The sequence below is a fragment of the Kitasatospora sp. NPDC088160 genome (genome assembly GCF_044741445.1).
GTDB lineage: Bacteria > Actinomycetota > Actinomycetes > Streptomycetales > Streptomycetaceae > Kitasatospora.
In genome coordinates this window covers 119,837-135,127 of sequence record NZ_JBIUSS010000010.1, presented here as the reverse complement: position 1 = coordinate 135,127, position 15,291 = coordinate 119,837, and the positions used below count along the sequence as shown (strand labels likewise).

Sequence of the window (15,291 nt, the reverse complement as noted above, 5' to 3'; positions counted from 1 at the left end):
GCCGGAGCAGAGGCTACCGGGTGTGATCCCCTCGGCGCCGACATCTCGTACACATGTCCGTGACGAGCCGGTGGCGGATCAGCGGCACGAACGGCTCAGGCGGCACGGGCGGCACGCGCGAGCGGGGCGGCTCAGTCGCGCAGCACGTAGCGGTGGTCGCCGTGCCAGCCGGTCCGCTGCGGCTCGGGCTCGGGCGCGTCCAGGTCCTCCGGGAGCAGGCTCCACAGGATGAGGTCGCTGCGGCTCTCCACGACGGCCTCACTGGACTCACCCCGGACTATCCAGGCGCTGCGCAGCACGCCCTCGCTGATGCCGCCGATCTTCTGGGCGACCTGCTGGGCGGCGGTGTTCCCGGCGGCGGTGCGCAGCTCCAGGCGCAGGAAGTCGCGGTCCTCGAACAGCCACTGGCTGACGCCGAGGACGGCCTCGGGCGCGTAGCCCTCGCCGCGGGCCCAGGAGGCGGTGACGTAGGAGATCTCGGTGCTGCGCAGGCGCCAGTCGGTGTTGCGCAGTTCGACCAGGCCGACCAGGCGCTGGGTGAGGTGCTCGGTGACGGCGAAGACGATGCCGCGACCGGCGGCCCGGTGGGCGGGGGCGAGGGTGCGGGCGAGTTCGGTCGCGTACGCCTCGGTGAAGGGGTGCGGCAGATCGGTCCAGGCCAGGACGAGTTCGTCCGCCATCATCGTGGCCAGGCCGGGCGCGTCGTCCTCCGCAAGGGGCCGCAGCAGAAGCCGTTCGGTGCTGATGGCGGTCTCGGGGAAGCTCGCTGCCATGCCGTCTCTCCTCGCCGGGTCGTGAACACAACACCGTACGCCCCCGCCGTGCCCCGGGTGTCACGCGGTGCGCCGCCCGCACGACGGTACGTCAGAACGCCGCCGACCAGGGCTCCCCGGGTGCATCCTGCCCGACCGGGCCCCCGCCGAGGTGCGGCGGGGGCCCGGTCGGGGTCAGGGCATGGATCGGACCGCGGCTCAGAAGGCCGGGATGACCGAGCCCTGGAAGGTGTCGTCGATGTACTTCTTGACCTCGTCGGAGTGCAGCAGCTCGGCCAGCTTCTTCACGCGCGGGTCGTTCTCCTTGCCCTTCTTCACGGCGAGGATGTTGGCGTACGGGTTGCCCTCGGCCTTCTCCAGCACCAGCGCGTCGGTGGCGGGCTTCAGGCCGGAGTCGAGCGCGTAGTTGCCGTTGATGACGGCGGCGTCGAGGTCGGCGATGGAGCGGGGCAGCTGGGCGGCCTCCAGCTCCTTCCACTTGAGGTTCTTCGGGTTGCCCGTCACGTCGGCCGGGGTGGCGGCGGTGGTGACGCCGTCCTTCAGCGTGATGAGCTTGTTGTCGGCGAGCAGCTTGAGCGCGCGGCCCTCGTTGGTGGCGTCGTTGGGCAGGCCGACGGTGGCGCCGTCCGGCAGGTCGGCGATCGACTTGACCTTCTTGGAGTAGACGCCGAGCGGCTCCAGGTGCACGGGCTCGACCGAGACGATGTCGGTGCCGTGCTTCTTGTTGAAGTCCTCCAGGTACGGGACGTGCTGGAAGTAGTTGGCGTCGGCCGAACCGTCCTGCACCGCCGTGTTGGGGGTCACGTAGTCGGTGACCTCCTTGATGTCGAGCTTGAGGCCCGCCTTGGCCGCGAGGTTGTCCTTGACGAACTTGAGGATCTGCCCGTGCGGGGTGGGGCTGGCGATGACCTTGAGCGGCGCGTTCGGGTCCGAGGAGGAGGACCCGGAGCTGCCGCACGCGGCCAGCGAGAGGGCGATGCCGGCGGTGGCGAGGATGCTGGTGAACTTCAGGGCGTTGCGCACGAAAAGTGCCTTTCTGCGTGATACGGGGAGCCGTGGTCCGGTGTCGGACCCGGGAGGTCTAGGGGGCGACGAGGTCCTCGTCGGGGGCGGCCGGTCCGGCCGGGGTGCGGCCCAGCAGGCGGGTCCGGCCGCCGGTGCCGCCGCGGTTGGCGAGGCGCCGGACGGCGAAGTCGCCGATCAGCTGGACGGCGGTGACGAGGATCACCAGCTCGGCCACGATGACCCACATGAAGGCCGTCTCGAAGCGCTGGTAGCCGTAGTTGACGGCGAGCGTGCCGAGGCCGCCGCCGCCGACCGTGCCGGCCATCGCGGAGTAGCTGATCAGCGTGATGATCGTGGTGGTCACCGAGGCGGCGATGCCGGGCAGCGCCTCCGGGAGCAGCGTCTTGCGGACGATCGTCCAGGTGCTGCCGCCCATCGCCTGGACGGCCTCGACCAGGCCGCGGTCGACCTCGCGGACGGAGGTCTCGACCAGGCGGGCGAAGAACGGGATGGCGCCGATGGTGAGCGGCACGGTCGCCGCCTGCCAGCCGATGGAGGTGCCGACCAGCCAGCGGGTGAAGGAGATCAGCGCGATCATCAGGATGATGAACGGCACCGAGCGGGCGATGTTCACCACGAAGGCGATCGACTTGTTGACGGCCCGGTTGGCCAGCAGCCCGCCCTTGTCGGTCAGCACCAGCAGGATGCCCAGCGGCAGGCCGAGCAGCACGGTGACGGCCGTGGAGACGCCGACCATCTGGAAGGTCTCCTGCGTGGCGGGCCCCATCAGGGCCCACATCTGGTCCCAGGTCATGCCACCGCTCCGTCCGCCGCGCCCAGTACGTCCACCTGTAGGCCCTGCTCGCGCAGGTAGCCGATCGGCACCACGTTGTCCTGGTGGCCGCCGGAGAGCTCGACCCGCATCCGGCCGACCATCCGGCCGGCGATGGTCTCCACCGCGGCGCCGAGGATGTTGATGTCGATCTGGTAGGTGCGGGCCAGCTGGGAGACGAAGGGCTGGGCCGAGGAGTCGCCCTGGAAGGTGATCTCCAGCACGGTCGAGCCGGGGTGGCCGGTGCCGAACTCGCTGAGCGGGAACAGCTCGCGGGCCAGCTCGGAGCCGGGCTCGGCCAGCAGGTCGGTCAGCCGGCCGGACTCGACCACCCGGCCGCCGCGCATCAGGGCCGCGGAGTCGCAGACGGACTTGATGACGTCCATCTCGTGGGTGATCAGCAGGACGGTGAGGCCGAGCTGCTGGTTGAGGTCGCGCAGCAGCTTGAGGATCGAACGGGTGGTCTCCGGGTCGAGCGCCGAGGTGGCCTCGTCGGAGAGCAGCACCTTGGGGTCGCCGGCCAGGGCCCGGGCGATGCCGACGCGCTGCTTCTGGCCGCCGGAGAGCTGGTTGGGGTAGCTGCGGGCCTTGTCACCGAGGCCGACCAGGTCGAGCAGTTCGGCGGCCTTGCGGCGGCGCTGGGTGCGGTCCAGCCCGATGATCTCCAGCGGGAGCTCGACGTTCTGCTGGACGGTCCGCGAGGAGAGCAGGTTGAAGTGCTGGAAGACCATGCCGATCCGGCGCCGCGCCTCCCGCAGCTCCCGGCCGGCCCGGTTCTCGCCGCCGGACAGCGCGGTCAGCTCGACCCCGTCCACCATGACGGTGCCGGAGGTCGGACGCTCCAGCATGTTCACGCAGCGGATGAGCGTGGACTTGCCGGCGCCGCTGGTGCCGACGACTCCGTAGACCTCGCCAGGGCGGACGTGCAGGTCGACGCCGGCGAGGGCGCTCACCTCGCGGCCTCGGGAGCGGTAGACCTTCGTGAGGTCCGTGGTGGTGATCACAGCTGCTTCCGTGGGTCGGGGGCGGGCGGCGGGCGGCCGCCCGACCGGGGTGCGGTCGGCGACGTGCACGGCGCTTCGCCAGGGGGATCCGGACCTGCCACCTCTTGATCGTGGCCGCTGAGCGGCCGGGCCGCGCGACGGCGTGGCCCTTACGAGTCATCGGGCACGAGTCACGGGCACGAGTCGTCGTGGACGACCACCCGCCCATGGGCGGGCAGGCGGGAGAAGGGGTGTGGCAGGCTGGGCGCGCTCGCACGGACGGGAACGACGCCGGGTCTCGCTTCGGGGCGCGAGGTGGGGGCACCCTCAACCGGGTGCCGGGGGCGGTGGCCCTCAGCGGTGACACATTCGACGGCACATGGCGCGCTCACCTGCCGGCAGGGTGCCGGTGGGGGTCCATTTCGTCGTCGCAGTCATGTGAGCCAGTAAATCAGATGGGTCGATTTGGACCCAATTACTTGGATGTGATGTCCGCAATGCGGACACCCGACGCCGCCACCAGCGACGATGCGGCTCGGCGCCGCCACCGGAGTGTCCGGATGGTGGCGGCGCCGTGCGGGCCGGAACGGGCGGAGGGCTCAGGCGGTCGCGGCGAGCGACACCACGGCGGGCTTCTCCAGGTGTACCAGGCTGAGCCGGTCGGTGACCTGCTCGACCGCGGACTGCCGGTAGCCCAGGCGGGTGTACAGCCGCAGGTTGCCGAGGCTGCGGTGGCCGGTGAACAGGCGGTAGGAGGTCACCGGACGGCCGTCCTCGGCGAGGCGGCGCTCCAGCGCGTCCAGCAGCCGGCCGCCCAGGCCGTGCCGCTGCATCCTCGGGTGGACGACCAGGCGCCCTATCCGGCCGACGCCCTCGGCGTCGACGTGACCTCGGATGGTGCCGACCACCTCGTCGCCCAGCCGGGCGACCAGGACGTACTGCCCGGACAGTTCGGCGCGCAGGCTCTCCAGGCTCTGCGTCAGGGGCTCGATCGCCCAGTCGCCGTACAGCTCTGCCTCGGGCTGGTAGCCGAGGTACTGGAGCTTGAGGATCTGCTCCGCGTCCTCGGCGTCCGCCGCCGAGATGATCACGCTCATGCCCATGTGCTGGGGCCTCCCCATCGTCGTGCCCGGCGCGCAAACGTGAGGGTGACGCACCGGATGCCCTGCCGGAGATGTCCCGGCCGGGGATCTGCCCTGACCGGGGGTGGCGCACGAACGTACCAGCCGCGCGGCCCGGAAGTGACCGGGTCGACGGCGACGCGCTCACGCTCAGTATCCGAGTGATCGCGGCACCGTCAAGAGCTACGTTCGCCAGCGCTCTACCCGTGTGTCAGCTGCTCTCAACCTTCGGGGCGTTCGACGTGGCGAGGGTCACGCGGGGGCGGGGCGGGTGGTGGGGCCGGTGGCGGGCGCCGCGCGCGGGGCGTGGCCGGGGGCGGCGACGGCTCGACGTGGCGAGGGTCACGGGGGGGGGCGGCGGGCGACGGCGGCGGGCGGGCGTGCGGAACGTCACTCGGGCGGAGCCGCCTCCGGGGTGATCTGCATGCGGAGCGTCACTGGCCGCTCGCGGGTACCCCTCACGGGTACCGCTCGGCGTGGAGGAGGATCCGCAGGCAGGCGAGGCAGCGGGAGCGGGTGGGCCCGATCGAGCCGCGCGGCATGCCGAGGCGTTCGGAGAGCTCCCGGTAGGTCGGCGGTGGATCCTCGGCGAGGGCGGCGACCAGCTCGGGGCAGCGGCCCGGCAGGCCGGCCACGGTCTCGCGGACCACGCGGCGGCGGCGTTCGGCGAGGAAGACGTCCTCGGCGGAGGGGACGGGCGGAAGGGTTGTGCACACACCGTGCATGACGGGCCGAGACGGGCCGGGTTACGCCTGACCGGGGGTGCGGACGCCGGAGGGGCGCGACGGTCGGACCGTCGCGCCCCTCCCCCGCAGACCGGTGGTCAGCCCTGGATCCACTCCTGCTGCCGCGCCAGGTCCGCCTTCACCTCGGCGAGCTGGACCGCCACCGCCGACGGCGCGGTGCCGCCGCGCCCGTTGCGGGAGGCGATGGCGCCGTGCACACTGAGCACCGACCGCACCTCGGGCGTCAGGTGCACCGAGATCGCCGCGAACTGCTCGTCCGTCAGGTCGGACAGCTCGATGCCCTCGGCCTCGCAGACCTTGACGCAGGCGCCGGCCACCTCGTGCGCGACCCGGAACGGCACGCCCTGCTTGACCAGCCACTCGGCGATGTCGGTGGCGAGCGAGAAGCCGGCCGGGGCCAGCTCCTCCAGCCGCTCCCGGTGCACGGTGAGGGTGGCCATCATCCCGGTGAACGCGGGCAGCAGCACCTCCAGCGTGTCGCAGGAGTCGAACACCGGCTCCTTGTCCTCCTGGAGGTCCCGGTTGTAGGCGAGCGGCAGGGCCTTGAGCGTGGCCAGCAGGCCGGTCAGGTTGCCGATCAGCCGGCCGGACTTGCCCCGGGCGAGCTCGGCGATGTCCGGGTTCTTCTTCTGCGGCATGATCGAGGAACCGGTGGAGAAGGCGTCGTGCAGCGTGATGAAGCCGAACTCCTTGGTGTTCCAGATGATCACCTCCTCCGCGATCCGGGAGAGGTTGATGCCGATCATCGCGGTCACGAACGCGAACTCGGCGACGAAGTCGCGCGAGGCCGTGCCGTCGATGGAGTTGCCGACCGAGCCGCCCTCGAAGCCGAGGTCGGCGGCGACGGCCTGCGGGTCGAGGCCGAGCGAGGAGCCGGCCAGCGCCCCGGAGCCGTACGGGGAGACGGCGGTGCGGGCGTCCCACTGGCGCAGCCGCTCGGCGTCCCGGCCGAGGGCCTGCACGTGCGCGAGGACGTGGTGGGCGAAGAGGACGGGCTGGGCGTGCTGGAGGTGGGTGCGGCCCGGCATCGCGGTGTCCGGGTGCGCCTCGGCGAGGCCGACCAGGGCGTGCTGGAGGTCGAGCACCAGGGCGCCGATGGTCCTGGCGTGGTCCCGCAGGTACATCCGGAACAGGGTGGCGATCTGGTCGTTGCGCGAGCGCCCGGCCCGCAGCTTCCCGCCGAGGTCGGCGCCGAGGCGCTCCAGCAGGCCGCGCTCCAGGGCGGTGTGCACGTCCTCGTCGGCGACGGTCCCGGTGAAGGTGCCCGCCTGGACGTCGGCGAGCAGCTGGTCGAGGCCGGCCAGCATCGCGGCGAGCTCGTCCTCGGAGAGCAGGCCGGCCTTGTGCAGGACCCGGGCGTGGGCCTTGGAGCCGGCGATGTCGTACGGCGCGAGGCGCCAGTCGAAGTGGACCGAGGCGGAGAGCCTGGCCAGCGCCTCGGACGGGCCGTCGGCGAAGCGCGCGCCCCAGAGGCGGACGTCGGCGGTCTGGTCTGCGTGCTGGTCGGCGGACATCGCGTGGGCTCCTGACGGGGAAGGGGGGTGGGGACGGGAGGGGATCAGGCGAGGTCGCGGCGGGCGGCGAGCTTCGAGGACATCCCGAAGATCTCGATGAAGCCCTTGGACATCGACTGGTCGAAGGTGTCGCCGGTGTCGTAGGTGGCGAGGTTGAAGTCGTACAGCGACTGGTCGGACCTGCGGCCGTTGACCACGGCCCGGCCGCCGTGCAGGACCATCCGGATCTCGCCGGAGACGTGCTGGTTGGCCTCGTTCACGAAGCCGTCCAGCGCGCGCTTGAGCGGGGAGAACCAGAGGCCGTCGTAGACGAGTTCGGCCCAGCGCTGCTCCACCTGCCGCTTGTAGCGGGCGAGTTCGCGCTCGACGGTGACGTTCTCCAGGGCCTGGTGGGCGGTGATCAGGGCGATCGCGCCGGGGGCCTCGTAGATCTCCCGGGACTTGATGCCGACCAGCCGGTCCTCGACCATGTCCAGCCGGCCGACGCCCTGGGCGCCGGCCCGCTTGTTGAGCTCCTCGATGGCCTGGAGGACGGTGACCTTGCGGCCGTCGACGGCCACCGGGACGCCGGCGTCGAAGGTGATGACCACCTCGTCGGCCTCGCGCGGGGCGGCCGGGTCCTGGGTGTAGTCGTAGACGTCCTCGACCGGGGCGTTCCAGATGTCCTCCAGGAAGCCGGTCTCGACGGCCCGGCCGAAGACGTTCTGGTCGATCGAGTACGGGGACTTCTTGGTGGTGGCGATCGGCAGGCCCTTGGCCTCGGCGAAGGCGATCGCCTTGTCCCGGGTCATCGCGTAGTCGCGCACCGGGGCGATGCACTTCAGGCCGGGGGCCAGCGAGTTGATGCCGACCTCGAACCGGACCTGGTCGTTGCCCTTGCCGGTGCAGCCGTGCGCGACGGTGGTGGCGCCGTGCTTGCGGGCGGCGGCGGCCAGGTGCTTGACGATGACCGGCCGGGACAGCGCGGAGACCAGCGGGTACTGGCCCTGGTAGAGCGCGTTGGCCTTGATCGCCGGGAGGCAGTACTCGTCGGCGAACTCGTCGCGGGCGTCCGCGACCTCGGCCTCGACGGCGCCGCAGTCCAGCGCGCGCTGGCGGATCGCCTCCAGGTCCTCGCCGCCCTGGCCGACGTCGACGGCGACGGCGATGACCTCGGCGCCCGTCTCCTCGGCGATCCAGCCGATGCAGACGGAGGTGTCCAGTCCGCCCGAGTAGGCGAGTACGACGCGCTCGGCCACGGCTTTCTCCTTACAGCTCTACGTACAGGGTTTCCGTACAGGTTTACGGCGACAGGCATAAGTATGCACTAGTCCGTATGAAACACAAAACCCCGGCCGGGGAAGTCTCCACCGGTCGGGGTTTCGTGTCGTTACGCGTCGTTGCGCGTCGGGGTCTCGCGTCGTCGCGCGCTACTGGGCCTTCGCCTGGGCGAGTTGCATGAGGTGGTCGGCGAGCGCCTGGCCGCCCGCCGGGTCCCGACTGATCAGCAGGACGGTGTCGTCGCCGGCGATGGTGCCGATGATCTCGAACACCTCCGCCTGGTCGATCGCCGAGGCGAGGAACTGCGCGGCCCCCGGAGGGGTGCGCAGCACCACCAGGTTGCCGGAGGCCGTCGCGGAGACCATCAGCTCGCCGGCCAGCCGGGCCATCCGGCCCTCGCTGGCCGACTCCCCCATCGGCGCGCGCGGCGTGCGGTCGCCGCCCTCCGCCGGGACGGCGTAGATCAGCGCACCGTCCCGGTTGCGGATCTTGACCGCGCCCAGCTCGTCCAGGTCCCGGGAGAGCGTCGCCTGGGTGACCACGAGTCCGTCGTCGGCGAGCAGCTTGGCGAGCTGGCTCTGCGAGCGCACGGGCTGGCGGGTGAGCAGGTCCACGATCCGCCGGTGCCGCGCGGTGCGGGTCTGCGGCACCTGCGGCGACGGGCCTGCGGCGGACGGGCCGGAGTGGGAAACGGTCATGTGGTTATTCTCCCGGACAACGGTCAGCTCGCATCGGCCGGGGCACTCTCGCGCACCGCCCGCAGGACGCCCGGCAGAGCGGCGAGGAAGGCGTCCGCCTCCTGCTCGGTCAGTACCAGCGGCGGGGCCAGCCGGACGGCGTCCGGGACGGCCGCGTTGACCAGGAAGCCCGCCTCCTGCGCGGCGGCCTGCACCCGTGCCGACACCGGCTCGGTGAGCACGATGCCGAGCAGCAGTCCGGCGCCGCGCACGTGCGAGACCAGCGGGTCGCCGATCGCCTCGACGCCCTGGCGCAGCCGCTCGCCCAGCTTGCGGACGTGCTCCAGCAGGCCCTCGGACTCGATGGTGTCCAGCACCGCGAGCCCGGCCGCCGCGGCCACCGGGTTGCCCCCGAAGGTGGTGCCGTGCTGGCCCGGGGTGAGCAGTTCGGCGGCCTCACCGAAGGCCAGCACCGCGCCCATCGGCAGCCCGCCGCCGAGCGCCTTGGCGAGGGTGACGACGTCCGGCTCGACGCCCTCGACGGCCTGGTGGGCGTACCAGTACCCGGTGCGGCCGACGCCGGTCTGGATCTCGTCCAGGATCAGCAGGGTGCCCGTGGCCCGGGTGATCTCGCGGGCCGCCCTCAGGTAGCCCTCGGGCAGCGGGATGGCGCCGTTCTCGCCCTGGACCGGCTCCAGGAAGACCGCCGCGGTCTCGGTGGTGACGGCCGCGCGCAGCGCCTCGACGTCGCCGAACGGGACGTGCGTGACGTCGCCGGGCAGCGGGCGGAACGGCTCCTGCTTGGCCGACTGGCCGGTGAGCGCGAGGGCGCCCATCGTCCGGCCGTGGAAGGCGCCCTGGAGGGCGACCAGGTGGGTGCGGCCGGTCCGGCGGCTGATCTTGAACGCGGCCTCGTTGGCCTCGGCGCCGGAGTTGCAGAAGAACACCCGGCCGCCCTCCCGGCCGTCCAGCCGCAGCAGCCGCTCGGCGAGGGCGATGGTCGGCTCGGCCATGAAGAGGTTGGAGACGTGACCCAGGGTGGCGATCTGCCGGCTGACCGCCTCGACGACCGCCGGGTGGGCGGTGCCGAGCGCGTTGACGGCGATGCCGCCGAGCAGGTCGGTGTACTCCTTGCCGTCGGCGTCCCAGAGCTTGGCGCCCGCACCGCGCACCAGCGCGATCCGCGGGGTGCCGTAGTTGTCGGTGAAGGTGTGCTGCCACCGGCCGGTCAGTTGCTCGTTCGCGGTCATGCCAGTCCCCCGGTCACGGTCTGTTCGTCGTCCGGCACGACCATCGTGCCGATGCCCTCGTCGGTGAAGATCTCCAGCAGCAGGCTGTGCTGCACCCGGCCGTCCAGGACGCGGGCGGTGCCCACCCCGGAGCGGACGGCGCGCAGGCAGCCCTCCATCTTGGGGAGCATGCCGCTGGCCAGGCTCGGCAGCAGCTCCTCCAGCTCGCTCGCGGCGAGTTGGCTGATCACGTCGTCGGAGTTCGGCCAGTCCGCGTAGAGGCCCTCGACGTCGGTCAGGACCACCAGCATCTCGGCGCCCAGCGAGACCGCGAGGGCGGCCGCGGCGGTGTCGGCGTTGATGTTGTAGACGTGGCCGTCGGCGCCGCGCGCGATCGAGGAGATGACCGGGATCCGGCCGTCGGCGATCAGCGCCTTCACCGCGCCGGCCTCGATGTTGACGATGTCGCCGACCAGGCCGATGTCGACCTGCTCGCCGTCCACCACCGCGTACCGCTTGACCGCCGTCATGGTGTGCGCGTCCTCGCCGGTCATGCCGACCGCGAACGGGCCGTGCTCGTTGAGCAGGCCGACGAGTTCGCGCTGCACCTGGCCGGCCAGCACCATCCGGACCACGTCCATGGTCTCGGGGGTGGTGACCCGCAGGCCGTTGGTGAAGCTGGACTCCAGGCCGAGGCGGTCCAGCTGGGCGCTGATCTGCGGGCCGCCGCCGTGCACCACGACGGGGTGCAGGCCGGCGTAGCGGAGGAAGACGACGTCCTGGGCGAAGGCCGACTTGAGGCTCTCGTCCACCATGGCGTTGCCGCCGAACTTGATCACGACGGTCTTGCCGTGGAAGCGCTCCAGCCACGGCAGCGCCTCGATCAGCGTCATCGCCTTGGGCAACGCGGTGTTGTTGCGGGCCTGTTCGCCCTTGGGTGCGATCTTCACGGGTGTCCCTCGTCCGAACGGGTGTCGCGCATCGGGTGTCGCGGATCAGGTGGCGCGCATCGGGTGGCGCGCGTCACCTGTCGGGCATCAGGTCGAGTAGGCGCTGTTCTCGTGGACGTAGTCGGCGGTGAGGTCATTGGTCCACAACGAGGCACTCTCCGTACCGGCGTTGAGGTTCGCGGTGATGACGACCTCGCGGCCGGCCATGTCCACCAGGGTGCGGTCCTCGCCGACGCTGCCGTCCTTGCAGACCCAGACGCCGTTGATGGCCACGTCCAGCCGGTCCGGGTCGAAGGCGGCGTCGGTGGTGCCGATCGCGGCCAGCACCCGGCCCCAGTTGGGGTCCTCGCCGTGGATGGCGCACTTGAGCAGGTTGTTGCGGCTGATCGTCCGGGCGACGTCGACGGCCTCCTGCTCGGTGGCGGCGCCGGTGACGTCGATCCGGATGTCCTTGCTGGCGCCCTCGGCGTCGGCGATCAGCCGGCGGGCCAGCTCGGCGCTGACGGTGCGGACCGCCTCGGCGAACTCGGCCTCGTCCGGGACGACGCCGGAGGCGGCCGAGGCCAGCAGCAGCACGGTGTCGTTGGTGGACATGCAGCCGTCGGAGTCGATCCGGTCGAAGGTGGTGCGGGTGGCGCCGCGCAGCGCGGTGTCCAGGGCAGCGGCGTCCAGGTCGGCGTCGGTGGTGATCACGACCAGCATGGTGGCCAGGCTCGGGGCGAGCATGCCCGCGCCCTTGGCCATGCCGCCGACCGTCCAGCCCGCCGGGCTGGTGACCTGGGCGGTCTTGTGCACGGTGTCGGTGGTCTTGATGGCGATCGCGGCGGCCTCTCCGCCGGTCGCGCTCAGCTCCCGGGCGGCCAGCGCGACGCCGGGCAGCAGGACGTCCATCGGGAGGCGCTCGCCGATCAGGCCGGTGGAGGCGACGGCGACCTCGCCGGCGTTGAGCTCCAGTTCCTCGGCGACCTTCTCCGCGGTGGCGTGGGTGTCCTGGAAGCCGAGCGGGCCGGTGCAGGCGTTGGCGCCGCCGGAGTTGAGGACCACGGCGGACACCTGGCCGCCCTTGAGGACCTGCTCGGACCAGACGACCGGCGCGGCCTTGACGCGGTTGGCGGTGAAGACGCCGGCGGCGGCGAGCGCGGGGCCGTCGTTGACCACCAGGGCGAGGTCGGGGGTGCCGGAGGCCTTGATGCCGGCGGTCACACCGGCGGCCCGGAAGCCCTTGGCGGCCGTCACGCCCACGTTCGTACTGTTGCTCACGGTGCGACTCCGTTCACGGGAAGGCCCAGCTCCTCGGGCAGGCCCAGGGCGATGTTCATGCTCTGCACCGCGCCGCCCGCGGTGCCCTTCACGAGGTTGTCGATCGCGCTGATCGCGATGATCCGCCCGGCGGTGGCGTCCAGCGCGACCTGGACGAGGGCGGTGTTGGCGCCGTAGACGCTGCTGGTCTGCGGCCACTGCCCCTCGGGCAGCAGGTGGACGAACGGCTCGTCCGCGAACGCCCCGGCGTAGACGGCGCGCAGGCTCTCGGCGGTCACGCCGGGCCGCGCCTTGGCGGAGCAGGTGGCGAGGATGCCGCGCGGCATCGGGACGAGGGTCGGCGTGAAGGAGACGGTGACGGGCTCGCCCGCGACCGGGGTGAGGTTCTGCACCATCTCCGGGGTGTGCCGGTGCACGCCGCCGACGCCGTACGGGCTGACGTTGCCCATGACCTCGCTGCCCAGCAGGTGGGTCTTGGCGGCCTTGCCCGCACCGGAGGTGCCGGAGGCGGCGACCACGACGGCCTCCGGCTCGGCGAGTCCGGCCGCGTACGCCGGGAACAGCGCCAGGGACACGGCCGTCGGGTAGCAGCCGGGCACGGCGATCCGGTTGCTGCTCTTCAACGCGGCCCGGTGGCCGGGGAGTTCGGGCAGGCCGTAGGGCCAGGTGCCGGCGTGCGCGGAGCCGTAGAACTGCTCCCAGTCGGTGGCGGCGCGGAGCCGGAAGTCGGCGCCGCAGTCGACCACCAGGACCTCGTCGCCGAGCGCCTCGGCGACGGTGGCGGACTGGCCGTGCGGCAGCGCCAGGAAGACCACGTCGTGGCCGGCCAGCACCTCGGGGGTGGTGGGTTCGAGGACGCGGTCGGCGAGCGGGATCAGGTGCGGCTGGAGCGCGCCCAGCCGGGTGCCCGCGTTCGAGCCGCCGGTCAGCGCCCCGATCTCCACCTCCGGGTGGCCGAGCAGCAGACGCAGCACCTCGCCGCCCGCGTATCCGCTCGCGCCGGCGACGGCGACTCGCAATGCCATGGCGTTCCTCCTTTGTTGTGGCATGAATATACGCAGTACGGAACATTCATGCAAGGAGCTGCGGTCAGGACCCCGAAGAACGCCCGAAAACCGCCCTGCGTCCGCCCGGCCGGGCCGCCACCGGCCCGCGACCGAACAGCCACCGACCGAGCGGACGCCGGACTACCGCTTGACCGCGCGCAGCACCACGAACTTGGGGTTACCCGCCACCAGCTGGCAGTTCCCGAAGAGACGCCGCAGCTTGACGTGGTAGCCGAGATGGCGGTTGCCGACCACCCACAGCTCCCCACCCGGCCGCAGCGCCCGCCGGGAACTGGTGAACATCCGCCAGGCGGTGGCGTCCGTGGTGGCCTGGTGCGAGTGGAACGGCGGATTGTTCAGGACGAGGTCCACCGAGCCCGGGGGCGCCACCTCCGGCGCCAGCGCGTCGGCGGTCAGGAACTCCGCCCGGGCGTCCGGGCCCAGATTGGCGCGGAAGGTCTCCTCCGCCGACGCCACCGCCTGATGGGACTCGTCGACGAACACCAGCTCCGCACCCGGCCCGGCCAGCGCGGCGGCCGTGCCGACCACGCCGTTGCCGCAGCCCAGGTCGACCACCCGGGCCCCGGGCGCCGGGGTCGGCAGGTGGCCGAGGAAGAAGCGGGTGCCGATGTCGAGGCGCTCGGCGCAGAACGTGCCGGCGTGGTTGACCACCGTGCGCCCGGAGACCGCCCCGACGTCCGGCGGCAGCGCGTAGCGGTGCGGCCACGGGCTGGGGCCGGGGTCCAGCGCCGGATCCGGGGTGCAGAAGATCAGCCGGGCCTTGCGGGCGGCGAGCGAGGTGCGGGTCGGGCCGAGGATCCGCTCGAAGAGCTGGAGCGTGGAGGTGTGGATCTCGGCGACCATGCCGGCGCCGAGCACCACCGTGCCCGGGTGGACGGCGGGGGCCAGCCGGTGCAGCTGGTCCTCCAGCAGGGCCAGGCTCTTGGGGACGCGCACCAGCAGGACGTCGATCCGCTCCGGCGGGGCGTCCCGGGTGGTCAGCAGTCGGGCCGGGTCGACGGTGGCGCCGGCCCGCGCCAGGTTGGCCAGGGTGGCCTGCCGGCCGAGGTGGGAGTCGACGATCTGCACCGGCTCGTGGGCGGCCAGCGCGGTGGTCAACGCGCCCCAGCGGTCGCCCAGGACGACGATCCGGCGGCCGGCCAGGTCGGTCGCGGTGCCGGCGGCGCTGTCCGCCTCGCCCGCGAGGTGGCGCAGCAGGTACTCGTCGGCCGCGTCCCAGGCCCGCAGCCGCTCACGCGGGTCCTCCGGGAAGCGGGTGAGGTCGAAGGCGCCCCACGGCGTACTGAACTGGGTCGCCGCGGCGGGCGTGATCTCGGGATTCATCGTGTTCTCAGGCTATCCGACGGCCCGACGGGGAACCGTTTCGACGGATACTGGAAGTGCCCGGCCGAGAGGGGTGAGGGCGATGGACTGGAAGCTCGAAGTCGTGGTGGTCCCGGTGTCGGACGTGGACCGCGCGAAGCTGTTCTACGAGGAGCTGGTCGGCTTCACGGTCGACCACGACACCCGGTTGCGCGACGGGGTCCGGGTCGTCCAGCTGACTCCCCCGGGTTCCACGTGCTCCATCGTGGTGGGCACCGGGGTCATCGGGGCGCCGCCCGGATCCGTGAAGGGACTGCAGCTGGTGGTACCGAACATCGACAAGGCGCACGCCGAACTCGCGGCCCGGGGCGTCGAGGTCAGCCCGGTCCAGCACTTCGAGGCGGGCAGCCGGGTGGACGGGCACGGCGAGGCCTGGAACTCCTTCGTGTTCTTCAACGACCCGGACGGCAACGGCTGGGCGGTCCAGGAGGCCCCGCAGGCGGCCCGGATGGTGCCGGAGGCGGCGTAGCGGGCGCCGAGGGCTCGGGTTCGGGCTCGGGCCGTTCGGGCGG

Annotated in this window: 15 protein-coding genes; 1 reads left to right on the top strand and 14 read right to left on the bottom strand. The window is 72.3% G+C overall.

The features are described from left to right. Nucleotides 1-131: 131 nt before the first annotated feature. From ACIOGZ_RS17340 to ACIOGZ_RS17275, 14 genes are all read right to left on the bottom strand, one after another. A complete protein-coding gene (locus tag ACIOGZ_RS17340; protein WP_363583782.1) occupies nucleotides 132-773 on the bottom strand; it encodes a GNAT family N-acetyltransferase in 642 nt (213 codons plus the stop codon). 198 nt (nucleotides 774-971) lie between these two features. Then, nucleotides 972-1,796, bottom strand: a complete 825-nt coding sequence (locus ACIOGZ_RS17335) for a MetQ/NlpA family ABC transporter substrate-binding protein (RefSeq protein WP_363583784.1) — start codon at nucleotides 1,794-1,796, stop codon at nucleotides 972-974. A gap of 58 nt (nucleotides 1,797-1,854) precedes the next feature. After that, nucleotides 1,855-2,592, bottom strand: coding sequence for a methionine ABC transporter permease (locus ACIOGZ_RS17330; RefSeq protein WP_363372851.1), 738 nt, complete (start codon nucleotides 2,590-2,592; stop codon nucleotides 1,855-1,857). Beyond that, a complete protein-coding gene (locus tag ACIOGZ_RS17325) occupies nucleotides 2,589-3,614 on the bottom strand; it encodes a methionine ABC transporter ATP-binding protein (protein ID WP_400986352.1) in 1,026 nt (341 codons plus the stop codon). Before ACIOGZ_RS17325 ends, ACIOGZ_RS17330 begins: the two co-directional genes overlap by 4 nt. A 578-nt stretch (nucleotides 3,615-4,192) precedes the next feature. Then, nucleotides 4,193-4,696, bottom strand: coding sequence for a GNAT family N-acetyltransferase (locus ACIOGZ_RS17320; RefSeq protein ID WP_363583790.1), 504 nt, complete (start codon nucleotides 4,694-4,696; stop codon nucleotides 4,193-4,195). A gap of 476 nt (nucleotides 4,697-5,172) precedes the next feature. After that, nucleotides 5,173-5,430 (bottom strand): hypothetical protein, encoded by a 258-nt coding sequence (locus ACIOGZ_RS17315; RefSeq protein ID WP_159398377.1) that lies wholly within the window; start codon nucleotides 5,428-5,430, stop codon nucleotides 5,173-5,175. A 107-nt stretch (nucleotides 5,431-5,537) separates the two neighbouring features. Next, a complete protein-coding gene (gene argH / locus ACIOGZ_RS17310; RefSeq protein ID WP_350877916.1) occupies nucleotides 5,538-6,974 on the bottom strand; it encodes an argininosuccinate lyase in 1,437 nt (478 codons plus the stop codon). A 44-nt stretch (nucleotides 6,975-7,018) separates the two neighbouring features. Further along, nucleotides 7,019-8,212 carry an argininosuccinate synthase gene (locus ACIOGZ_RS17305; protein ID WP_400986350.1) on the bottom strand — a complete coding sequence of 398 codons (1,194 nt, stop codon included), beginning with the start codon at nucleotides 8,210-8,212 and terminating at the stop codon, nucleotides 7,019-7,021. Between the two features lie 171 nt (nucleotides 8,213-8,383). After that, nucleotides 8,384-8,932: an arginine repressor gene (locus ACIOGZ_RS17300; protein ID WP_063346843.1), complete on the bottom strand. Its 549-nt coding sequence runs from the start codon at nucleotides 8,930-8,932 to the stop codon at nucleotides 8,384-8,386. A gap of 23 nt (nucleotides 8,933-8,955) precedes the next feature. Beyond that, nucleotides 8,956-10,161 carry an acetylornithine transaminase gene (locus tag ACIOGZ_RS17295; protein WP_400986348.1) on the bottom strand — a complete coding sequence of 402 codons (1,206 nt, stop codon included), beginning with the start codon at nucleotides 10,159-10,161 and terminating at the stop codon, nucleotides 8,956-8,958. Further along, nucleotides 10,158-11,033 carry an acetylglutamate kinase gene (argB, locus tag ACIOGZ_RS17290; RefSeq protein WP_350878043.1) on the bottom strand — a complete coding sequence of 292 codons (876 nt, stop codon included), beginning with the start codon at nucleotides 11,031-11,033 and terminating at the stop codon, nucleotides 10,158-10,160. The genes ACIOGZ_RS17295 and argB overlap by 4 nt, the downstream gene beginning before the upstream one ends. 144 nt (nucleotides 11,034-11,177) lie before the next feature. Beyond that, entirely contained in the window at nucleotides 11,178-12,332 is a 1,155-nt protein-coding gene (gene argJ, locus ACIOGZ_RS17285; RefSeq protein ID WP_400477584.1) for a bifunctional glutamate N-acetyltransferase/amino-acid acetyltransferase ArgJ, read from the bottom strand. Between the two features lie 14 nt (nucleotides 12,333-12,346). After that, the gene (gene argC / locus ACIOGZ_RS17280; RefSeq protein WP_400986346.1) at nucleotides 12,347-13,375 is read right to left on the bottom strand and encodes an N-acetyl-gamma-glutamyl-phosphate reductase; all 1,029 of its coding nucleotides are present in this window, start codon (nucleotides 13,373-13,375) and stop codon (nucleotides 12,347-12,349) included. Between the two features lie 162 nt (nucleotides 13,376-13,537). Continuing rightward, nucleotides 13,538-14,740 carry a methyltransferase gene (locus ACIOGZ_RS17275; protein ID WP_400986344.1) on the bottom strand — a complete coding sequence of 401 codons (1,203 nt, stop codon included), beginning with the start codon at nucleotides 14,738-14,740 and terminating at the stop codon, nucleotides 13,538-13,540. 82 nt (nucleotides 14,741-14,822) lie between these two features. Between ACIOGZ_RS17275 and ACIOGZ_RS17270 the strand changes: the two genes are divergently transcribed. Then, complete coding sequence (locus tag ACIOGZ_RS17270) at nucleotides 14,823-15,248, top strand: VOC family protein (protein ID WP_063346847.1); 426 nt, start codon at nucleotides 14,823-14,825, stop codon at nucleotides 15,246-15,248. Nucleotides 15,249-15,291: the final 43 nt, after the last annotated feature.